Below are 21,378 nucleotides of genomic sequence, written 5' to 3' on the forward strand. Positions count from 1 at the left end.
CTACCTCTCCTGGCGCATGCACACCTTTCGTGTGACCGGCGAGATCGTCGAAGTGCGCAGCGGCGTCATCTTTCGCAGCAACCGCAAGGCCCGCCTCGACCGGGTGCAGGGCGTCAACCTCGCCCGGCCGCTGGTTCCCCGGCTGTTCGGAGCCGCCCGGCTCGAAATCACCGTCGCCCGGCAAGACCGCAATGTGCAGCTCGCCGATCTCCGCTAAAAATTAGCGGATGACCTGCGCCGTGACCTCCTGCACCTCGCCTCGGGCCTGCGGCGGGCCCGGCAGCCGACGGAAGCGTCCGGCGTCCTCGCCGCACCACCCAACACCGCACCCCCCAACACCGCACCACCCAACACCGCACCACCCAACACAGCACGGCCCGGTACCAGTGCGGCACCGACCGTGATCGGCCCGCCCACCCCGCACTCCGCCTTCGGCGACTTCGCGACCGCCCGCTACCACGACTTTGTCGCCCCGGAACTGGACCCGGATGCCGCACCGCCGGAGTCGGTCGTGCGCATTCCGTTGGGCCGCCTGATCGGGTCGATCGTTCTCAGCGGCTTCACCGTCTTTCTGCTTCTGGCGGCGATCGGGCTCATCGTCAGTGTGACCGCCGGGAGCAGGGGCTGGGTGCTCGTCGCCGTGCTGCCGGGCCTCATCGGCAGCGTCGGATACTACTTCTCCCGCATCACTAAGATGTTGCGGTTCAGCGTCGCTGGCACCCCCGATGGGGTGCGGGTCGGCTACGGCCTCCTCTCCACGAGCAGCCAGACCCTGCCGCCCGGGCGCATCCACGCGATCAAGGTGTCCCAGCCCATTCTCTGGCGTCGGTTCGGCTGGTGGCAGATCAGCATCAACACGGCCGGGCAGGCCTCCGGCCGCAGCTCGACCCCCGCGACCAGCTCCACCATCCTGCCGGTCGGCACCCTCATCGACGTCGAAAAGGTGCTCGAACTGGCGCTGCCCGGGTTCGAAACCGACAGTCATCGCGCCCTGGTCGAAAACGGCATGCTCGGCGGTCGCAGACGTGACGCCGGCGTCGCCGATTGCTACAGCAACGCGCCCGCGCGTGCGGTCTGGCTGCGCCCGTTCTCGTGGTGGCGCACCGGCTGGGCAGTCTCGGGCCAAGTCGCCCTGATCCGCCGCGGGGTGCTCTCGCGCGACCTGATTCTGGTGCCCCTGGCGCGGATGCAGGGCGTGCGCATCAACCAGGGGCCCGTGCGCCGACGCCTGCGCCTCGCGTCGGCCGACCTACACACGGTAGCGGGGCCGGTGGCTGCCTCCCTCAGCGTCATCGACGTCGATGAAGCCCTGGTTCTGTTCGAGTGGATGTCTACGGGCGCGGTGCGGTCGGCGCTCGCCGACACCAGTCATCAGTGGAGCCGGGCCGAGGCACCGGCACCAACCAAGGGAGCGACCGAATGAAAGCCAAACCGGGACGTCTCGGCGTCGGAATCATCGGTGCCGGCCACGTCGGCCCCATTCTTGGCGCCGCGCTCGCGGGCGCCGGCCATGCAATCGTCGGCATCTCCGCGATCTCGCAGGCCAGCCGGGACCGCGCCGAGGCCATTTTACCGCTCGTGCCGATTCTGACCGTGCCCGAGGTCGTAGAACGGAGCGAACTGGTCATCATCGCGGTGCCCGACGCCCAGCTGGCGAGCCTCGTGCAGGGCCTCGCCGCGACGCATACCTGGCAGCCCGGCCAGCTCGTGCTGCACACCTCCGCCCGCTACGGCACCGCAGTGCTCGCTCCGGCGCAGGCCGCCGGCGCGATCCCGCTCGCCATCCACCCGGCCATGGCCTTCACCGGCACCAGCCTCGACCTGGCCCGGCTCGCCGACAGCTACTTCGCCGTGACCGCGCCCGGCCCGGTGCTGCCGATCGCGCAGGCGCTCGCCGTGGAGATGGGCGGCGAACCGCTCATCGTCGCCGAGGCCGACCGCGCCAGTTACGCCGAGGCCATCCAGATCGCCACCGCCTTCTCCACCTCGATCGTCGAGCAGGCCACTCGTATGCTCGCCGGAATCGGCCTCGAGCATCCGGGGGCTATTCTTGGTCCGCTGCTGCGCTCCGCGATGGAAAACGCCCTGGGGCGCACGAGCCCCGAACGACTGGATCTGGCGGGATTCGACGAGATCGAACACCGCCAGCATCCGCTTGACGACGACCGGGAGGTCGAATGAGCACCATCGAAGTCCTCCGTACCGTCACTGAGCTGCACGATCGTCTGGGGCGGGCCCGCGATCGGGCGGCGCTGACCGGCGGCGATACCCGCACTGTGCTCGTGCCGACCATGGGTGCCCTGCACGCCGGTCACCTCGCTCTCGTGCGACGGGCGCACGCCCTCGGCGACATTGTGGTTGTATCGATCTTCGTGAACCCGCTGCAGTTCGGCGCTGGCGAAGGCCTCGACAGCTATCCGCGTACCCTCGACGCCGACCTCGCCGTCCTCGCGAGCGAGGACGTCTCGTTCGTGTTCGCGCCGAGTGCCCGCGAGATGTACCCGGGCGCAGCGAGCGACACCCGGGTCACCGCCGGGTCGGTCGGTTCCCTGTACGAGGGCGCTGCGCGCCCCGGCCACTTCGACGGCATGCTCACGGTCGTGGCAAAACTGCTCAACATCGTGACACCGGATGCCGCGGTGTTCGGCCAAAAAGACGGCCAGCAGGTCTTTCTCGTGCAGCGCATGGTCGCCGATCTCAACCTGCGCAGCGCAATTGAGGTCGTCGACACCGTGCGTGAACCGAGCGGACTGGCCCTGTCGAGCCGCAACCGCTACCTCGACGAGCCGCAGCACACGGCCGCGCAGGCACTCTTTGCCGGGCTCGCTGCGGCCGCCGAGACCGCGAAGGCCGGCCCCGCAGCCGCCCTCGCCGCGGCGCGCGCGCGCATTGCCGCCCAGCCGCTGGTTAAACTGGACTATCTGGTGATCGTGCACCTGCAGACTTTTCTGGCGGTGCACGACGACTACCGCGGGCCGGCTCGGATCCTCGTCGCCGCGCGGGTCGGTACCACCCGGCTGATCGACAACGTGTCGATCCGGCTCGGGTGACCCGCAGCATCCGCTCAAATTTGAACTGACAGCACCAACGGAGAACCGCATGAGCCAGAACCCCACGCCCGCCTCGAACGACGACGCCGAGGGCTTCTCCGACGCGGAGATGAACGAGCAGAAGGCCGTGCGCCTCGGCAAACGCGACCGCCTGAACGCGGCCGCTGCGAGCCCGGCCGGCGGCGCCTACCCGGTGTCGGTTCCCGTCACCCACACCATTCCGGCCGTACGCGCCGAATTCGGCGAGCTCGAAGCGGATGCCACCACGGGCGTCACCGTCGGCCTCGCCGGCCGCATCGTGCACCTGCGCAACACCGGCAAGCTGTGCTTCGCGAGCCTGCAGAGTGGTGACGGCACCCGCATCCAAGCCATGGTCTCGCTCGCCGCCGTCGGCGAGGAGTCCCTCGCCGCCTGGAAAGACCTCGTCGACCTCGGCGACCACGTGTTTGTCACCGGCGAGGTCATCTCCAGCCGTCGCGGCGAGCTGTCGATCATGGTCACCGACTGGCAGGTCGCTGCGAAGGCGCTGCTGCCGCTGCCCAACCTGCACGGTGAACTCAGCGAAGAAACCCGGGTGCGAAGCCGCTACCTCGACCTGATCAGCCGGGAGCAGGCCCGCACCAACGTGCTGTCCCGCTCGAAGGCCGTCGCGAGCCTGCGCAGAACGTTCACCGATCTCGAATTCATCGAGATCGAGACCCCTATGCTTCAGGTTATGCACGGCGGGGCATCCGCTCGCCCGTTCCAGACCCACAGCAACGCCTTCGACACGGAGCTGTTTCTGCGCATCGCACCCGAGCTTTTTCTGAAGCGGGCCGTGGTCGGCGGCATCGACCGCGTCTACGAGATCAACCGCAACTTTCGCAATGAGGGTGCTGACTCCACTCACTCGCCCGAGTTCGCGATGCTCGAAGCCTATGAGGCTTACGGCGACTACAACTCCATCGCCGATCTCACCCAGAAGCTGATCCAGGATGCCGCGTTCACCATCGCCGGATCGCACGTGGTGACCTGGGCCGACGGCACCCTGTTTGACCTCGGCGGCGACTGGGACCGCATCGGCATGTACGACAGCCTGTCGGCGGCCGCCGGCATCGTGATCACTCCCGACACACCGCTGGCGGACCTCGTGGCTCTGGCCGACGGCGAAGGCATCGACATTGACCATCCCATTCACGGCAAGTACGTCGAAGAGCTGTGGGAGCACTTCGTCAAGGGCGACCTGGTGCGCCCGACCTTCGTGATGGACTTTCCGGTCGACACGAGCCCGCTCGTGCGCGGTCACCGCTCCCTGGCCGGCGTCGTCGAGAAGTGGGACCTCTACGTGCACGGCTTCGAGTTGGCCACCGGTTACTCCGAGCTCGTCGACCCGGTCGTGCAGCGCGAACGCTTCATCGAGCAGGCGAGCCTCGCCGCCGGGGGAGACCCCGAAGCCATGCGCCTCGACGAGGAATTTTTGCGTGCCCTGGAATACGGCATGCCGCCGACCGGTGGCATGGGCATGGGTATCGACCGCATGTTGATGGCCCTGACCGGCCTCGGAATTCGCGAAACGATTCTCTTTCCGCTGGTGAAATAGTGAACTACCTGCCCGACGACGAGTTGAAGCCCAACAAGGGTGGCCGCAAAGCGCCGTCGATGAACCGAATCGCCCTCTGGGTCATCATCGGCGGCGTCGGCGTGTACTACCTGGGTAGCGGTGTCATCGGCCTGCTCAGCAAGTAGTCGGTATCTCAGCCTTTACGCGTAGGCTGAGACCGTGATTGAGAACTTTTGGGGAAATGCTGTCTTTTCGGTCGTACCCACCATCCTGCTCGGCTTGGTCTTCTGGCTGATGATGCGCTCGATCCTGCGCGCCGACCGCACCGAACGTAAGGTGTACGCCGAAATCGAAGCCGAAGAACGCGCCCGGCTCGGTCTCGACAAGCCGGTCACCTAAGTACCAATGTTTGGCATCGACGGCCTGACCATCACCGTTCTGCTGGCACTGATCGCCGACTTCTCCGTACGCGTCGTGGCTATCATCGTGGTGCCGCGCAACCGGCGCCCGATGTCGGGCATGGCCTGGTTGCTGACGATTTTCTTCGTTCCGTACCTTGGCGTGGTGCTGTTTCTGCTGATCGGCTACCGCACCCTGCCGAAAAAGCGTCTGGCCAGGCAGGCCGCGATCAATCAATTCATTCTGGAGAGCACCGAAGGTATGGAGCGCGTGCGCCGAGACCACCCCTGGCCGATCTGGCTGGAATCGGTTGTGCAGCTCAACCGGAACCTCGGATCGATGCCGCTCGTCGGTGACAATACAGCGAGCCTGATCGGTGAATATCAGGTCAGCTTTGACACGATGGTCACCGATATCGACCGCGCCGAGAAGTACGTGCACGTAGAGTTCTACATTCTCTCGTTCGACCCGACAACGGCGCCCTTCTTCGACGCGCTCGAACGTGCACATCGGCGCGGAGTCACCGTGCGGGTGCTGCTGGACCACATCCAGTCGATGCGTAAGCCCGGTTTCACTGCCACAAAGCGGCGGCTCACCGAAGCGGGGATTGCCTGGCAGCTCATGTTGCCGGTTCAGCCGTTCAAGGGCAAATGGCAACGTCCCGATCTGCGAAACCACCGCAAGCTGCTCATCGTCGACGGGCTCGTCGGGTTCATGGGCTCGCAGAACATCATCGACCGCTCCTACAACATACGCAGCAACATCCGTCGTGGGTTGCAGTGGAAAGACCTTATGGTGCGCCTGGAGGGCCCGATCGTGGCCGGGCTCAACGCCATTTTCATCACCGACTGGTACAGCGAGACCAACGAGCTACTGACCCGCGATATCGAGCCGGTGCATCCGCGCAATGTGGCCGATGCGATTGACTGCCAGGTGGTGCCCAGCGGGCCGGGTTTCAAGGGTGAGAACAACCTGCGCCTGTTCCTCGCGCTGCTGTACTACGCGCAGGATCGCATCATCATCACGAGCCCCTATTTCGTTCCGGACGAATCGATCATGTACGCGATCACGACCGCGGTGCAGCGCGGACTGCACGTTGAGCTGTTCGTGTCGGAGATCGGTGATCAGGCCGTGGTGTACCACGCCCAACGCTCGTACTACGAAGAGCTCCTCACCGCCGGGGTGCGCATCTACATGTACAAAACGCCGTACATTCTGCACGCCAAGCACTTCTCCATTGACGACGAGGTCGCCGTCGTGGGCTCGAGCAACATGGACATGCGATCGTTCAGTCTCAACATGGAGGTCACCCTCATGGTGCGCGGCCGCTCGTTTGTGCAGCAGCTTCGCCACATGGAAGACCGCAACCGCGAAAACAGTCGTGAATTGACGCTCGAGGAGTGGAACAAGCAGCCCTTGCGCTCGACCATTCTCGACAACCTCGCCCGCCTGACCAGCGCGGTGCAGTAGACGTTGCTCGGGAGGGGCCGCCGCATCCGCTGCACCATCCGTCACGCCTAGGGCGAACAAACGCGCGGGATCGCCATCGGCTGGCTACTCTCGATATAACGGCACCAAATGCCCTGGCGCCAAGGGAGCGATCATATGTTTGAGAGATTTACCGACCGAGCTCGTCGCGTCGTTGTTTTGGCCCAGGAAGAGGCCAAAATGCTCAACCACAACTACATCGGTACCGAGCACATTCTGCTCGGGCTGATTCACGAGGGTGAAGGCGTCGCCGCGAAGGCTCTCGAGAGCCTCGGCATCTCGCTGGACGCCGTGCGCGAGCAGGTTCAGGACATCATCGGCCAGGGGCAGCAGCAGCCCACCGGCCACATCCCCTTCACGCCGCGGGCGAAGAAGGTTCTTGAGCTGAGCCTGCGCGAAGCGCTGCAGCTCGGCCACAACTACATCGGAACCGAGCACATTCTGCTTGGCCTCATCCGCGAGGGCGAGGGCGTTGCCGCCCAGGTGCTCGTGAAGCTTGGCGCCGACCTCAACCGTGTGCGCCAGCAGGTCATTCAGCTCCTCTCCGGTTACCAGGGTAAGGAGCAGGTGCAGGTCGGCGCCAACGAGCAGGCGGCCAACACGGCCGGCAGCCAGGTGCTTGACCAGTTTGGTCGCAACCTCACCCAGATGGCCCGTGACAACAAACTCGACCCGGTCATCGGGCGTGAGAAAGAAATTGAGCGGGTCATGCAGATCCTCTCGCGTCGCACCAAGAACAACCCCGTGCTGATCGGTGAGCCCGGCGTCGGCAAGACGGCCGTCGTCGAGGGTCTCGCCCAGGCCATCGTCAAGGGTGATGTGCCCGAGACGTTGAAGGATAAGCAGCTCTACTCGCTTGACCTCGGTTCGCTCATCGCCGGCAGCCGCTACCGCGGTGATTTCGAAGAGCGCTTGAAAAAGGTCACCAAGGAGATCCGAACTCGCGGCGACATCATCGTCTTCATTGACGAGATCCACACCCTCGTGGGTGCGGGCGCCGCCGAGGGCGCCATCGACGCCGCGTCGATTCTCAAGCCGCTCCTCGCCCGCGGTGAGCTGCAGACGATCGGTGCAACCACCCTCGACGAGTACCGCAAGCACTTCGAGAAGGATGCCGCCCTCGAGCGCCGTTTCCAGCCGATCCAGGTGAATGAGCCGTCGCTGCCGCACACCATCAACATTCTCAAGGGCCTGCGTGACCGCTACGAAGCGCACCACAAGGTGTCAATCACCGACGGCGCCCTGGTGGCTGCGGCGAACCTCGCCGACCGGTATGTCTCCGACCGGTTCCTGCCCGACAAGGCCATCGACCTGATCGATGAGGCCGGCGCTCGCCTGCGCCTGTCGATCCTGTCGAGCCCACCCGAGCTGCGCGAATTTGACGAGAAGATCGCCGTGGTGCGCGCCGCCAAGGAGCTCGCCATTGAGGAGCAGGACTTCGAGAAGGCCGCCGGCCTGCGCGACGAGGAGAAGAACCTTCTCGGTGAGCGTCTACGCCTCGAGAAGAAATGGAAGTCGGGCGACGTCAAGACGACCGCGGTCGTCGACGAGGGCCTGATCGCCGAAGTACTGGCCCAGGCCACCGGCATCCCGGTGTTCAAGCTCACCGAGGAAGAGTCCTCGCGGCTCGTCTTCATGGAGAAGGCGCTGCACCAGCGCGTTATCGGTCAGGAAGAGGCCATCTCGGCGCTCGCCAAGACCATCCGACGCACTCGTGCCGGCCTGAAAGACCCGAAACGTCCCTCCGGTTCCTTCGTCTTCGCCGGCCCCACCGGCGTCGGCAAGACCGAGCTCGCCAAGGCGCTCGCGGAGTTCCTCTTCGACGACGAAGCCGCCATGATCTCGCTTGACATGAGTGAGTACGGCGAGAAGCACACCGTGTCGCGCTTGTTCGGTGCGCCTCCCGGGTTCGTCGGATTTGAAGAAGGTGGCCAGCTCACCGAAAAGGTGCGTCGCAAGCCGTTCTCCGTGGTGCTGTTCGACGAGATCGAGAAGGCTCACCCCGACATCTTCAACTCCCTGCTCCAGATTCTGGAAGAGGGCCGGTTGACAGATGGCCAAGGTCGCGTGGTCGACTTCAAGAACACCGTCATCATCATGACCACCAACCTCGGCACGAAGGACATCTCGAGTGGACCGGTCGGCTTCCAGTTGGAAGGCGACACCACCACCGGGTACGAGCGCATGGCCGGCAAGGTGAAAGACGAGCTGAAGAAGCACTTCAAGCCCGAGTTCCTCAACCGCGTGGACGAGATCATCGTGTTCCCGCAGCTGACCAAGCCGGAGCTGCTGCAGATCGTCGACCTGTTCATCAAGCGGCTCGGCGTGCGTCTGCTCGACCGTGACATGACCGTCGAGGTCGCCCTTCCGGCGAAGGAACACCTGATCGAGGTCGGCTTCGACCCGACGCTCGGTGCTCGCCCGCTGCGTCGTGCCATTCAGCGCGAGGTGGAGGACCGCCTGTCAGAGAAAATCCTGCAGGGCGAGCTCAACGCCGGCGACCACGTGCACGTGGACTACGTCGATGGCGCATACATCTTCACAACGACGACCCGGGTTGACCCGGTCGGCGTCGGAGTGAACACTGCCGCCGCCATCGGTACCGGTCCGGCTACGCCAGACCTCGCCATCACGAGCGACTAACAGCACCAGAGGTCTGGCCCGGTAGATTCGTCTGCCGGGCCTTTTCTCTGCCCTGGGGGTGAACCTGGCCTCGGGTGAACGTGCCTGGGGTGAACCTGCATTGGCGTGAACTGAAGGAGGCGGCATCCGCCGGTGTGGGCTGAAAGCGGGGCTAAGTCAGGAGGAACGGGGCGGGCGGGGCTCTGGAGCGGCGGAATCATGCGGCACGATCTCTAGACTGGTGGTTTGATCCTGAATGAGCCACGAGAGGGGCCGATTGGCGTGACTGCACTGCAACAGACCGCACCGGAACAACCCGAACTGGAATATTCGGTGCGCCGTGCGCGCACCAGTGACGTGCCCGGCATCGAAGCGCTCGTTGAGCCGCTCGTGCAGCAGCGCATTCTGCTGGGCAAGGATCGGGTCGTGTTCTACGAGGCGGTGCAGGAATTTCGGGTGGCCGTTGATGCCTCCGGCAAGCTGATCGGCTGCGGCGCCCTGCACGTGATGTGGGAGGACCTCGGCGAGGTGCGCACTCTTGCCGTGGACGCACAGTGGCTCGGCTGCGGCGTGGGTTACACGATGATGAAGCGCCTCGAAGCGGATGCCCGCGATCTCGGCCTGAGCCGACTGTTCTGCCTCACCTTCGAGGTGGGCTTCTTCACCCGCAACGGCTTCAGCGATATGGGCACCGAAACCGTCGATCCGGCCGTCTACGCCGAGCTCGTGCGCTCCCCCGATGAGGGTGTCGCCGAGTTTCTCGACCTGGCCAGGGTGAAGCCGAACACGCTCGGCAACACCCGCATGGTGAAGCGCCTGAGCCAGCGAATGTGAGCCGGATAGGTCTGATCGCGGCCTCAAACGCCGTCCGGCACCGTTTAAAGGTGCTCATACGAGCAAAATACGCGGGGTTTACCCCCTGGACACGGGGCGTCGCTAGGCTGCGGACTATTGCACCTGCCGGACCAATTCGCCGGGGGAACTTTTGACAGCACGAACCCGGGTGCAATGAGACGACCATCGTTCTATGAATGAGGAGATCCATGTCATCCGCCGTTCGCAGCCGTTCCAAGCTGTTTTTCGCCACACTTCTTGGGGTGAGCCTTGCGGCCGCTCCGCTCATGGCGGTACCGGCCAGCGCCACCACCGCCGGTGCCGGGGTGCTCATCAATGAGGCATATTTGAACGGGGGAAGTTCGGGGGCAACGTACCTGAACAAATTCGTCGAACTCTACAACCCGACCGCCGCCGACGTATCGCTCGACGGCACCTCCATTCAGTACCGTTCCTCGGGAGGAACCTCCAACCCGACCGGCGTCGTCGCTCTGACCGGCACCATTGCCGCCGGCGGGTACTACCTCGTGCAGGGCAGCTCGAATGCGGCCAATGGCGCTGCACTTCCGAAAGCGGATGCCTCGTTCGGCACCTCCTTCGCCGCTGGCTCCGGCACGATCTTCTTCGCGAACCAGTCCGCGGCGCTCACCGCACCCGCCACCGGTTCGCTCACCGACCAGGCCGAAATTCTTGACCTGATCGGCTACGGCAGTTCCAATACGTTTGAGGGAACGGCCGCCGCCGCAGCATCCGTTACCACCTCGGTGAACCGTACCGAATTTGTCGACACCGACGTCAACGCCGCCGACTTCAGCACGGCCGCCCCGACGCCGACGAACACGGCCGGCGACACCCGCACCCCGGTAGAACCCGATCCGGAGCCCGACCCGACCCCGGTGCCCGACGAACTGACCGCGATCGACGCAATCCAGGGTACGACCGACACGAGCCCGCTCGCCGGAACCATCGTCAAAACCTCCGGTGTAGTCACGGCGGCTTACCCAACCGGCGGATTCGACGGGTTCTACCTGCAGACGGCCGCAACCGGCGGACCGATTGACTTCGCCAGTCACAGCGCCTCACACGGCGTCTTCGCCTACTCCAGCACGGCGACCGCCGACGTGCAGATCGGCGACCATGTGCAGGTTGTCGGCACCGTCGTGGAATTCTCCGGCATGACCGAGGTCACCTTCGGCACCGTCGACGACGTCACCCAGCTATCCAGCGCCGCCGTGGTCACCCCCACCCCGGTGACGGTGACGTTGCCGATCAGCAAAGAGCAGCGCGAAACTCTTGAGGGCATGCTCCTCGCTCCGCAGGGTAACTTCACCGTCACCAGCAACTACTCGACCAACCAGTACGCCGAAATCGGCCTCGCCGCCGGCACGACGCCCCTGGTCAACCCCACGGTGACGGCACGGCCGGGATCGAGCGAGTACACGTCGGCCATCGCGGACAACGCGGCGCGCGCCGTGACCCTCGATGACGGTGCGAGCACTAATTACCTCAGCGGTACCGACCGGGCAACCCCGGTTCCGTACCTCACCGTCGCTGACCCGCTGCGCATCGGCGCGGCCGTGACCTTCACGAAACCCGTCATCCTCGACTACCGCTACGGCGTGTGGAAGTTTCAGCCCACCGAGGCGCTCACCGCGGCAAACGCTGCCACGGTTCAGCCGGCCACATTCTCCGATACCCGCACCGCCGCTCCCCGCGATGTGGGCGGCGACGTTCGACTCGCCAGCTTCAACGTGCTGAACTATTTCTCCACGGTCGGGGACTCCCTGACCGGGTGCCTGTACTACACCGATCGTGCGGGTGACCCGACGACAATACGGGGGGGCTGCCTTGCCCGTGGCGCGGCGAACACCGTCAACTTCGAACGCCAGCAGGCCAAGATCGTGGCGGCAATCAACGCCCTCGACGCCGACGTGGTCTCGCTCGAGGAGATCGAGAACTCGGCCGCCTTCGGCAAGGATCGCGATGACGCCCTCTCCAACCTGGTGAACGCGCTCAACGCTGCTGCCGGAAGCACAGTCTGGGCCTTCGTTGCCTCGCCTACAAAGCTTCCCGCGAGCGAAGACGTCATCCGCACCGCGTTCATCTACAAGGTCGGCACGGTCGAAATCGTCGGAGAGTCGAAGATTCTCACCGGTTCCGCCGCCTTCAGCAACGCCCGCCAACCACTCGCCCAGGCGTTCCAACTGGTCGGCGACACGGGCAGCACTTTCCTCACCATCGTGAACCACTTCAAGTCGAAGGGTTCAGGATCCGGCGTCGACGCCGACATGGGCGACGGCCAGGGCGCGTCGAACGCCTCCCGGGTGAACCAGGCCACGGCCCTCGTGGACTTCGCCAACGGCCTCACGACCAGCACGGGCATCGACCGGGTATTTCTCACGGGTGACTTCAACGCCTATGACCAGGAAGATCCGATCAAGGTAATCACCGATGCGGGCTTCATCAGCCAGGAGGCCAAGAGCGGCGAGTACACGTATGCCTACGGTGGCACGGTCGGATCGCTTGATCACGTGTTCGCTTCGCCCGAGGCGGACGCCACGGTGAACGACATCGACGTGTGGAACATTAACTCGGTCGAGTCGGTCGCCCTTGAGTACAGCCGTTACAACAATAACGTCACTGATTTCTACTCCGCCGACCCCTTCCGCTCCTCCGACCATGACCCGGTTGTTCTCGGACTCAACCTCACAACGCCCACCTCGGTTGAGCTCAACCTGCTCAATGTCAACGACTTTCACGGACGCATCGACGGCAACACCGTCAAGTTCGCGGGAACCGTTGAGCAGCTGAAGGCGGAGTACGGGGACGCCAACTCGCTCTTTTTGTCGAGCGGTGACAACATCGGTGCTTCCCTCTTCGCCTCGGCGGCGCAGAAGGACCTGCCTACCATCGACGTTCTTGACGCTCTCGGCCTCGCGGCCTCCAGCGTTGGCAATCACGAGTTCGACCAGGGTTTCGGTGACCTCACCGGCCGGGTGTCTGACGCGGCGAACTTCGACTACCTCGGTGCCAACGTCTACGAACTGGGCACCGCGACCCCCGCGATGCAGGAATATGCCATCATCGACGTGGCCGGCGTCAAGGTCGGCGTGATCGGCGCGGTGACGGAGGAAACCCCCTCACTCGTCTCACCCAATGGAATCGCGACCCTGAGCTTCGGTGACCCCGTCGCGGCCGTCAACCGCGTTGCCAACCAGCTCAGCGACGGCGACCCGTCGAATGGTGAAGCGGATGTTCTGCTCGCCGAGTACCACGAGGGTGCCGGCGCCGGAATCCCGGACGGCGCGACGCTCGAGCAGGAGCTTGCCGCCGGCGGGGCTTTCACGAGCATCGTCAATGACACCACGGCCGAAGTGGACGCGATCTTCACCGGTCACACGCACAAGCAGTACGCATGGGACGCACAGGTACCCGGCGCGGCCGACGGTGTGACGCGCCCGGTGCTGCAGACGGGCAGCTACGGCGGGAACATCGGCCAGGTCGTACTCAGCTACGACATCGCTTCCGGCGGCACGACCACGGTACAGAACCGCAACGTGGCGCGCTCCACCTCTGAGGATGCCGACCTCGTGGCCGCCTACCCGCGTGTTGCCGAGGTTCAGTCGATCACGACCGCCGCGCTGGCCGAGGCAGCAATTCTGGGTGACGTGCCCGTGGGCTCAGTCACCGCCGACATCACCCGGGCCTGCACCGACGGAGTCGCACCGTGCGCCGAAGATCGTATGGCTCCCTCGACGCTGGGCACACTCGTTGCGAACTCGTTGCGGACCTCTCTGGCTGACCCGAACGTCGGCGAAGCTGAAATCGGTGTCGTCAACCCCGGTGGCATTCGTTCTGACCTGTCGCTCGCTCCGGACGGTGTCGTGACCTATGCCGAGGCGAACGCGGTGCTGCCGTTCCTGAATAACCTGTGGACGACGAGCCTCACGGGTGCGCAGTTCAAGACTGTTCTTGAGCAGCAGTGGCAGACCAACGCCGATGGCACAACTCCGAGCCGTCCGTTCCTGCAGCTTGGGCTGAGCGACAACGTGAACTACACGTTCGATGCCAGCCGCGCCGCGGGAGACCGCGTGACCGGCATCTGGGTCGACGGTGCACGGATCGACCCAGCACAGTTGTACCGCATCGGTTCGTTCAACTTCTTGCTCACCGGGGGTGACAACTTCCGCGAGTTCACGAACGGAACGGCCACCCGCGATTCGGGTCTTGTCGACCGAGATGCCTGGATCTCCTACCTCCAGGCGAACAGCCCGCTGTCCCCGTCGTTCAAGGCCAACCAGGCCTCGATCACCGGAGCGCCCACGGCCGCAGTCAACCCGGGTGACACGGTCACGTTCACGGTTGGCGACCTCAACCTCACGTCGCTCGGGGCTCCGAAGAACACGCAGCTCGCGTTGCGCTGGTCGGGCAGCGACGTGGGCACGGCATCCGTTGATGCGACGGGTGCCGCCGTCGTCACCGTCACGGTGCCGACGGACGCCGTCGAAGACAGCGTGCTTGAAATGACCACCGCCCCGTCGGGCACCATCGTGCGCCTCGCCATCGCCGTTGCGGTGAGCACCGAACCCGGAGATGCGCCCACCGCAGCGCCCGCGAAAGAGCTCATCAAGAAGCTCAAGAACGACATCGACACCGACCAGAAGTCCTACCGGGCCGGTGGCGCGGTGGTCGTCGAGGTCGGAGTGAAGCACGCCGGAGAGTACGTGTCGGTGTGGGCCTACTCCAAGAAGAAGGAGCAGGCCGACAACCTCGGAGGGTGGCTGCTCGTGAATGCGGAAGGAGCCGTGAGCGTCACACTCGCCAATGGACTCAAGTACGGCAAATACAGCATCTCCGCGCAGAACGCGGACGGTGACGTGATCGGCTGGACCGACGTGAAGGTCACTCACGCCAAGAAGGCACCGAAGCCGCCGAAGCACGGGCACCACTAAGCCCGGCGGTTTGCGCTGGCCTGTCCGCATCCGGAAATTTCCTGGTTGCGGGCGGGTCCGCGCCCATTTCCTGCTGTAATTGGCCCGACACGCACACCATTACCGGCATCTGGCACCGATCATCAATACCCTTAGGGCATGTCGACGATCAAGCAACCGGTCGGCCGCCAGTCCAGCAGGGTGTACCGGCGCCGGCGTTTCGTAGTGGGGCTCGGCCTGCTTGCCGTGCTCGTCATTCTGTTTCTCATCATCGTGCAACCGGGAGTGAGCAAGGGCGACGCAGACGCCCCGAAAACACCCGCCGCCGCTACGAGTGAGTCGCCCACGCCAACGGATGCTGCCACCACGATTCCCGAGGTCGCCACCGCCGTTGACGGGGCAGCATGCGATCCCTCCGCAGTGCAGGTTGCGGCCATCACGGACGCGACCAAGTACGCCGCCGACGCGCTGCCGCAGTTGTCGCTGAGCCTGACCAACATCGGAACCACCGACTGTGTGATCAACGCCGGCAACGCGAAGCAGGTCTTCACCGTGATGAGTGGTGAGGACGTCTACTGGACCTCGACCGACTGCCAGACCAACCCGATTGACGCCCAGGTCACCCTCAAGCCGGGCGTGGTCATGCCGCTCGCGACACCGATTACCTGGGATCGCTCCCGCTCAGCCGTGAACACCTGTGAAGCCGAAACCCGCACCGCGGTTCCGGCCGGTGGAGCGTCGTATTACCTGAACGTGGCCGTGGACGGTATCAAAGCGGCCGCCCCTGCGTTGATGATTCTGAAGTAGCAGCCCCTCACGGCATCCGTTCGCTCGTGGCGTGTGCGCTCAGCTGGGCGCACACGACCGTGCCTGATTGAATGAATGAGTGACCGATACGACTGCCAACACCCGTTCCGAGGCGCTCGGCGCCGCCCTGGCGGCGCAAGACGTCGTCGCCGTCGCCTATGCGCTGCGCAACGACTACATGATCGTGCCGCAACTCGTCCTCAACGGCGAGGCAGCGCAGGTGCGCGTGTTCGGCCGTGAAGGCTCCGACAAACGGATGCTGCTGCTCTTCTCAGCAGCGGAGAACTACGTGCGCACGGTTCCCGACGACCCGAACCCCCGGGTCATGGTCTGCGACGGCCAATGGCTGCGGGAGTTTCTCACCGTGCACGCGTCGACCCTGGAGATGGTTTTCTTCGACATCGCCGGTCCCAACGTCATGCAGGCTGCTCCGGCCGATCTGCTGGAGGCCCTGAACCCGCAGCTGGGCGAGGGCGACGCCGGCTGATGCCCCGCGCTAGAACGCCCGATCGAGTTCGGCGTCGCGCGGATTACGGCTGGTGCCGAGCGCCAAGGCGACGGCGGCGTGAATAGACCCGCAGGCGGCGTCAATCTGGGTGGTGAAGCCCAGGCGCACGGCCTCGTTGACCCGTTGCTTCGACATGAGCGCCCCGCGCACCTCGCCGGCCAGGCTGATTTCACCGAACGCGACCACGTTGTGCGCCACGGCGAGCCCGGTGAACGCTGACGCGATGGCCAGTGCGATCGCCAAATCGGCGGCCGGCTCACTCAGACGGATGCCGCCGACCGTCGACACGTAGACGTCTTTGGTCGACAGATTCATGCCCGCACGCTCCTGCAGCACAGCGAGCAACATGGCCACGCGGGCCGAGTCGACACCACTCGTGACGCGGCGCGGATTGGGCGCCTGGGTGTCGGTGACGAGCGCCTGCACCTCGACCGGCATCGCCCGTCGGCCTTCCAGAGCGACGGTCACACAGGTGCCGTCGACCGGCTCGGTCGCTCGGCTGAGAAACAGCCCGCTCGGGTCGGGCACCTCGGTGATGCCGTCGCCGGTCATCTCGAAGCAGCCGACCTCGTCGGTGGGCCCAAAACGGTTTTTGAGCGCCCGAATGAACCGCAGTGTCGTCTGCCGGTCGCCCTCGAACTGGCAGACCACGTCGACCAGGTGCTCGAGCACCCGCGGCCCCGCGATCGAGCCGTCTTTGGTTACGTGGCCGACGAGCAGCACCGGAAGATTGCGGTCTTTGGCCACTCGAATCAAAGTGGATGCCACCTCCCGCACCTGGCTGGGCATGCCCGGTGACCCGTCGGAAAGAGCACTCGACACGGTTTGCACCGAGTCGATGATGATGAGGTCGGGCTTGACCGCGTCGATCTGCCCGAGGATGACGCCGAGGTCGGTTTCGGCGGCGATGTACAGCTCGGGTTCGAGCGCGTTGGTACGCTCGGCGCGCAGCCGCACCTGACTGACCGATTCTTCGGCGCTGACGTAGAGCACGCGACTCTTCGCGGCGGCCGCCTTGGACGCGACTTCGAGCAGCAATGTGGACTTACCGACGCCGGGCTCGCCGCTGAGCAAAATTACCGAGCCCGGCACGATGCCACCGCCGAGTACCCGGTCGAATTCATTGATGCCGGTCGGCCAGTGGGCGGCAGCATCCGTTTCAACGTGGGTGATGGGGCGTGCGATGCCATCGCCGACGAGGGTGATGGCCTTGAGCTTGCGGGTGATGCCGGCTGTCTGGCCGGCGTCGACGACAGTGCCCCACTGCTGGCATTCACCGCAGCGACCCGCCCATTTCAGGGTGGTCCAGCCGCACTCGGAACAGCGGAAAGAGGAGACGGATTTTGCCATGTCTCGAGCCTAGCCGGGGCTACCGACAGGCGGCGGTGCGCGCGGTGCCGGCTCTAGTCAGCGTGCTCAGGCGCCAGGACGACAGCCGAGAAGCGGTGCGCAACATCGGCACTGATCGTCGGCAGAAACGCCTCGGCCCAGGAGCGGTAGCCGCGGTCGTTGGGGTGGAACAGGTCCTTGGCGACGTGAGTCGCGATGCTGCGAAAGCCCGCCCGTTTCGTCGTCGCGTGCAGCGGCACCACGGTCAGTTCGTGCTCGGCAGCGACCCGGCGAATGATCTCATTGGCCAGCGCAACCTTGACCTCGTTGTGCGGCAGGTGAAAGCAGGGCAGGTCGGCGACGAGGGCGTGCGGCGGAAGCGCGGCGAACACCGTGCGAATGCCCGCTTCGAACAGTGACGGGTTCCACTGGGCGATGTCGTTGGCGCCGATCGCGACCGTGACGAGGTCGGGCTCGAGCTTGTCGAAGCGAGGAAGCTGGTCGCGCACGGCCAAAGCTACGGTCGCGCCGGACACGCTGAGATTCACGACGCGCACCGTTCGACCGGTGGCCAGCCGCACGTGATCGGCGAGAATGCCGACATAGCTCTTGTTCGGACTCGACGCCCCGATGCCCTGCGCGGCGCTGTCACCGATCGCGACGTAGAGCAGCTCGCCCGCATGCTGGGCGTGGGCGCGCCACCAGGCGGAATGCACCGGCAAGGTTTCGTTGAGAATGGCCTTCTGCTGCTCGAGGTCCCGGCGGAACCACGTCGTTGCGAGAACGACGCCGGTCGCCACGACGGCGGCTCCAGTAGCAATGGCAGAGCGGATGCGTGGGGTCGGTGAGGTCACTCGCTGAGGCTACTCCGCGGCATCCGTGTGTCTGCTGCATGTTTGCCGATTCGCGTCGGCCTCCAGTCTCTACTAGAATCAACGGCGGTACCGTGTCCGAGCGGCCGAAGGTGCGACTCTCGAAAAGTCGTGTGGGGGAGACTCCACCGTGGGTTCAAATCCCACCGGTACCGCCACTACTAAACCCCCTGCATCTCTTTGTTCTACTGGGAAGCAGGGGTTTTTGCTGTGTCGGCTCCGATGCCAGCGGTAACGCAACAGTAACGAAACCTCTGCGCGCTACGGTGAGCAACTGCTGGGTGAGGTTCGCTGGGCTGATGATCCGCGCGGCGGGCAGGCCCGTACTTATTTTCTTTGCGGCGCTCAGCGCGATGGTTCGCGACGTGCCGCCTGACAGAAGACCCAATGTCTGGCATCGACCACGACGTTCGAAGCGCTCTGTCGGGCGCGGGATATCTGAACGCTGAGGGGTGCGCGATCTCGGCGCAATCGAGCTTTATGGGAGTGGACCGGGTCGAAGGGGTTCTCTGCGCGCATTTCCACATATTCCACACATTCTCGCGAAGACAACTCAAGTCAAGGAAGCCCCTGCGCGCGCTCCATTTCAGGGGAGTCAGAGAGGCATTACACATTGGTGCACATACTTATCGTGGATAAGGCAATCGGCGGAGGTTTACCAATTCCCGCGGTACACGCGGATCCCCGGTGCATCCACCCCGAGATCCTCGGGAACACGCGGGTCCCCGGTAATTCGCCTGCCGCTTTTCGCCCGACGAAGAAAATTTTATCGTCGGTACAAAAGGTACGCGGCTTGAAACTGGCCCGCGATCTTAGCTCGGAGTGACCCACGAACGCCGCGAGTCCACGATCGACATTCATAACCAGCTGGGCTCTGGAAGACATGCAGCCTACCCCAGAGGTGCTGACCCGGATCAATGCCTACGTGGCCGGAGAGATCACTCTCGACGAGGCTATCGCCGAAGCGAAAGCTCGTCATATCCCGCGACTTGGCGATGTCATTTAACACCCGCAATCAGATGTTTATCTGATGTAGTATCGAAGCATGACTACCGTAAGTTTCACTGACCTTCTGCGCAAGCCCAAGGACATTTTGGCCCTCGTTAATGAGGGCCAGGTTCGGATCACCCGTCGTGACGGCGACGACCTGGTGATCCTGCGCGGTCATGATCTCGACGTGCTCCAGAACGGCACGGCTCTCTCGAGTCGGCTGATTCGCGCGATCGGCCGGCACCAGAATGACGTAGTGGCGGCGCTGGCTGACTTGTTCGCTTGGACGGCGGAATTTACTCCGGCAGAGCTTTCCGCGTATGCGGCCGAGATCGAACAGCTCGTCTACTCGGCGAGTGAGCTGGGCACGTATGAGCGTTTACTCCGCGCGCAGCAGGAATGGCAGGAAACGGCTCTGGCCTACGCGATGGGCCAGCGGCCCGCCCCGCTTATCGAGCTACCTGCGGCACCGGTGCGGGTCGAACGCCCGTAAGTGGCGGGCAAGCGTGGTGCTCTGGTCCCTCGACCAGTAAAGATCACTGAGTACGAGATTGTCTTCAGCAGTGCCCAAGCCGAGCGCGGCTGGACCGATCTGAAGACGGTGGGCAGAAATGCTCTGGCTGATGCGTACGACTACCTCACGGCGCACCCGGCGCTGTATGACGCCGCTCATTGCTACCAGCTCAAGGGTGACCTCGAAGGCGTCCTGGTCGACGGCGTTGCTCTGCCGCAGTGGCAGTACAAGGTCACCAACGGCGCCCGGATTTGGTACGTCGTGGACGAGCCCAACGCGAAGGCCAAGAAGTTAGGCCGCGTGATTATAACCAACGCCGTGACCGGTCACCCCGATGAGACGGACTCGAAAAAGAACTTCCGGTAACGATCATCACGTCGTTGCTCAGCCACCGCACAGCATCACGTGTGGGCATGTCTGCAACTGTACTAATGACGTGACCGTCCGAACGTGATGCCTGGGTGGGAGTACGCCGCTCGGACAAGACTCAAACCACCATTTCCACCTGGCGCGATACATGCGACGGTCGCGGGATCGAGCGTCGGATGGCGTGCGCGGACTCCGTAGGGTCGCTAGAGTTTCTGACAGGCGCACTCCACGCCCGCAGCGACTAACCCGGCTAGCCTCGCGCCACGCCTCGTACATCTGAGCCAAGGTCCCTCGGATCGGTTTCCTTTCACATCACCACTCCAGGGCGATGCTATGGGCGCGAGACACAGCACGCCCGTCCACGGAAACAATGATGACGTCCAATGCTGCATTCAAGAAATCAGTCCGGGTAAATCGCGGCACGGGCAGGTATCCCTACGCGGAAGCCCGTACGCGGCTGCTGGCTGGGAAGTCCAGTACGGGGCTGCCCGGTACCTCTTCTCCGATAGACGGTACCGACAGCACGCGCAGAAGCAAGACCACAGATAGCTCGGTTCTGTCCGACGAGTACGCACTGATCATCGGGAAGGCTCTGATGGCTCGAACCACGGAGCTTGAAGCGGAAGACCTCACGTACGAGGCTGCGGAGCGCGCATGGCTCGAAGCCAAGAAACACGAGGGTCGGAGTTTGTCAAGCCGGATGAGGCCAGTGGGAGTTAGGCGACCAGTTTGACCTCGACCTTTTCTTCGGTTTTGTTGATCCAGGCGTTCGTTGGAATGGCGAGGATTTTCGGCATGCGATCGGTGGTGAATCGTTCCGGGTTGCATGCTCGGGCCAAGGCGAGTGGGCTGCTGCGGTGAGGTGACAGCGCATGGGGTGTTGTCGTTTCATTTTTGGAGAGCAGTGTTCATGGCGGACTATCGAAAAATCTTGGGGCTGTTGCTGGAGGGGCGCAGTTACCGTGAAGTCGTAGAGATCGCGGGGTGTTCGCATCGTGATGTGGCCCGGGTTCGGCGATCGTCGGACTTCATGGCCGGCTGGGCAGACGGCAGATGACGTGCCTTGCGCTGCCGAGTCTCCCGCACTAACAGAGTGACTAGCAGCACTAGCGACTAGCAGCACTA

Annotated in this window: 19 protein-coding genes and 1 tRNA gene; 17 read left to right on the plus strand and 3 right to left on the minus strand. The window is 64.3% G+C overall.

What is annotated here, in order from left to right; all coding sequences use genetic code 11:
• From LH475_RS00710 to LH475_RS00770, 13 genes are all read left to right on the plus strand, one after another.
• A partial coding sequence (locus LH475_RS00710; protein WP_297412639.1) for a PH domain-containing protein occupies window positions 1–217 on the plus strand: 217 nt, incomplete at its 5' end.
• A 183-nt stretch (window positions 218–400) separates the two neighbouring features.
• Entirely contained in the window at window positions 401–1,423 is a 1,023-nt protein-coding gene (locus LH475_RS00715; protein ID WP_297412640.1) for a PH domain-containing protein, read from the plus strand.
• The gene (locus tag LH475_RS00720; RefSeq protein ID WP_196844716.1) at window positions 1,420–2,181 is read left to right on the plus strand and encodes a DUF2520 domain-containing protein; all 762 of its coding nucleotides are present in this window, start codon (window positions 1,420–1,422) and stop codon (window positions 2,179–2,181) included. The genes LH475_RS00715 and LH475_RS00720 overlap by 4 nt, the downstream gene beginning before the upstream one ends.
• The gene (gene panC, locus LH475_RS00725) at window positions 2,178–3,050 is read left to right on the plus strand and encodes a pantoate--beta-alanine ligase (RefSeq protein ID WP_196844715.1); all 873 of its coding nucleotides are present in this window, start codon (window positions 2,178–2,180) and stop codon (window positions 3,048–3,050) included. Before LH475_RS00720 ends, panC begins: the two co-directional genes overlap by 4 nt.
• Window positions 3,051–3,099: 49 nt before the next feature.
• Window positions 3,100–4,629 carry a lysine--tRNA ligase gene (gene lysS / locus LH475_RS00730; RefSeq protein WP_196844714.1) on the plus strand — a complete coding sequence of 510 codons (1,530 nt, stop codon included), beginning with the start codon at window positions 3,100–3,102 and terminating at the stop codon, window positions 4,627–4,629.
• Complete coding sequence (locus LH475_RS00735) at window positions 4,629–4,775, plus strand: hypothetical protein (protein WP_196844713.1); 147 nt, start codon at window positions 4,629–4,631, stop codon at window positions 4,773–4,775. The genes lysS and LH475_RS00735 overlap by 1 nt, the downstream gene beginning before the upstream one ends.
• A gap of 34 nt (window positions 4,776–4,809) precedes the next feature.
• A complete protein-coding gene (locus LH475_RS00740) occupies window positions 4,810–4,989 on the plus strand; it encodes a hypothetical protein (protein WP_196844773.1) in 180 nt (59 codons plus the stop codon).
• Between the two features lie 6 nt (window positions 4,990–4,995).
• Window positions 4,996–6,459, plus strand: a complete 1,464-nt coding sequence (gene cls, locus LH475_RS00745; protein WP_196844712.1) for a cardiolipin synthase — start codon at window positions 4,996–4,998, stop codon at window positions 6,457–6,459.
• A 135-nt stretch (window positions 6,460–6,594) separates the two neighbouring features.
• Window positions 6,595–9,120, plus strand: a complete 2,526-nt coding sequence (locus LH475_RS00750) for an ATP-dependent Clp protease ATP-binding subunit (protein ID WP_196844711.1) — start codon at window positions 6,595–6,597, stop codon at window positions 9,118–9,120.
• A 261-nt stretch (window positions 9,121–9,381) separates the two neighbouring features.
• Window positions 9,382–9,933 (plus strand): amino-acid N-acetyltransferase, encoded by a 552-nt coding sequence (locus tag LH475_RS00755; RefSeq protein WP_297412641.1) that lies wholly within the window; start codon window positions 9,382–9,384, stop codon window positions 9,931–9,933.
• A 209-nt stretch (window positions 9,934–10,142) separates the two neighbouring features.
• Complete coding sequence (locus LH475_RS00760; protein WP_297412642.1) at window positions 10,143–14,885, plus strand: ExeM/NucH family extracellular endonuclease; 4,743 nt, start codon at window positions 10,143–10,145, stop codon at window positions 14,883–14,885.
• 138 nt (window positions 14,886–15,023) lie between these two features.
• Complete coding sequence (locus LH475_RS00765) at window positions 15,024–15,671, plus strand: hypothetical protein (protein ID WP_196844709.1); 648 nt, start codon at window positions 15,024–15,026, stop codon at window positions 15,669–15,671.
• A gap of 79 nt (window positions 15,672–15,750) precedes the next feature.
• Complete coding sequence (locus LH475_RS00770; protein ID WP_196844708.1) at window positions 15,751–16,158, plus strand: dehydrogenase; 408 nt, start codon at window positions 15,751–15,753, stop codon at window positions 16,156–16,158.
• A 9-nt stretch (window positions 16,159–16,167) separates the two neighbouring features.
• Here LH475_RS00770 and radA read toward each other — a convergent pair whose 3' ends face one another.
• Both radA and LH475_RS00780 read right to left on the minus strand, forming a co-directional pair.
• Window positions 16,168–17,529 (minus strand): DNA repair protein RadA, encoded by a 1,362-nt coding sequence (gene radA / locus LH475_RS00775; protein WP_196844707.1) that lies wholly within the window; start codon window positions 17,527–17,529, stop codon window positions 16,168–16,170.
• 53 nt (window positions 17,530–17,582) lie between these two features.
• Window positions 17,583–18,362 carry an SGNH/GDSL hydrolase family protein gene (locus LH475_RS00780; protein ID WP_297412643.1) on the minus strand — a complete coding sequence of 260 codons (780 nt, stop codon included), beginning with the start codon at window positions 18,360–18,362 and terminating at the stop codon, window positions 17,583–17,585.
• Window positions 18,363–18,448: 86 nt separating this feature from the next.
• On the opposite strand from LH475_RS00780, the gene LH475_RS00785 reads away from it, so the two are divergent.
• The 4 genes from LH475_RS00785 (at window position 18,449) to LH475_RS00800 (ending at window position 20,250) form a co-directional block, all read left to right on the plus strand.
• A tRNA-Ser gene (locus LH475_RS00785) sits at window positions 18,449–18,538 on the plus strand.
• A 725-nt stretch (window positions 18,539–19,263) separates the two neighbouring features.
• Entirely contained in the window at window positions 19,264–19,386 is a 123-nt protein-coding gene (locus LH475_RS00790; protein ID WP_196844706.1) for an antitoxin VbhA family protein, read from the plus strand.
• A gap of 39 nt (window positions 19,387–19,425) precedes the next feature.
• Window positions 19,426–19,863 (plus strand): hypothetical protein, encoded by a 438-nt coding sequence (locus LH475_RS00795; RefSeq protein WP_196844705.1) that lies wholly within the window; start codon window positions 19,426–19,428, stop codon window positions 19,861–19,863.
• The gene (locus tag LH475_RS00800; RefSeq protein WP_297412644.1) at window positions 19,864–20,250 is read left to right on the plus strand and encodes a hypothetical protein; all 387 of its coding nucleotides are present in this window, start codon (window positions 19,864–19,866) and stop codon (window positions 20,248–20,250) included.
• Between the two features lie 719 nt (window positions 20,251–20,969).
• Here the strand turns inward: LH475_RS00800 and LH475_RS00805 are convergent.
• On the minus strand, window positions 20,970–21,092 hold the full coding sequence (locus LH475_RS00805; protein ID WP_297412645.1) for a hypothetical protein: 123 nt from the start codon (window positions 21,090–21,092) through the stop codon (window positions 20,970–20,972).
• Window positions 21,093–21,378 lie beyond the last annotated feature (286 nt).

Origin of the sequence: Cryobacterium sp. (assembly GCF_026786305.1) — a bacterium.
Classification (GTDB): Bacteria; Actinomycetota; Actinomycetes; order Actinomycetales; family Microbacteriaceae; genus Cryobacterium.

Bases quoted from the DNA above. Each gene is read 5' to 3' on its own strand.
- LH475_RS00760 (WP_297412642.1), top strand. From the start codon at position 10,143: ATGTCATCCGCCGTTCGCAGCCGTTCCAAGCTGTTTTTCGCCACACTT.
- cls (WP_196844712.1), top strand. From the start codon at position 4,996: ATGTTTGGCATCGACGGCCTGACCATCACCGTTCTGCTGGCACTGATC.
- panC (WP_196844715.1), top strand. From the start codon at position 2,178: ATGAGCACCATCGAAGTCCTCCGTACCGTCACTGAGCTGCACGATCGT.
- lysS (WP_196844714.1), top strand. From the start codon at position 3,100: ATGAGCCAGAACCCCACGCCCGCCTCGAACGACGACGCCGAGGGCTTC.
- LH475_RS00720 (WP_196844716.1), top strand. From the start codon at position 1,420: ATGAAAGCCAAACCGGGACGTCTCGGCGTCGGAATCATCGGTGCCGGC.
- radA (WP_196844707.1), bottom strand. From the start codon at position 17,529: ATGGCAAAATCCGTCTCCTCTTTCCGCTGTTCCGAGTGCGGCTGGACC.
- LH475_RS00790 (WP_196844706.1), top strand. From the start codon at position 19,264: ATGCAGCCTACCCCAGAGGTGCTGACCCGGATCAATGCCTACGTGGCC.
- LH475_RS00750 (WP_196844711.1), top strand. From the start codon at position 6,595: ATGTTTGAGAGATTTACCGACCGAGCTCGTCGCGTCGTTGTTTTGGCC.
- LH475_RS00765 (WP_196844709.1), top strand. From the start codon at position 15,024: ATGTCGACGATCAAGCAACCGGTCGGCCGCCAGTCCAGCAGGGTGTAC.
- LH475_RS00795 (WP_196844705.1), top strand. From the start codon at position 19,426: ATGACTACCGTAAGTTTCACTGACCTTCTGCGCAAGCCCAAGGACATT.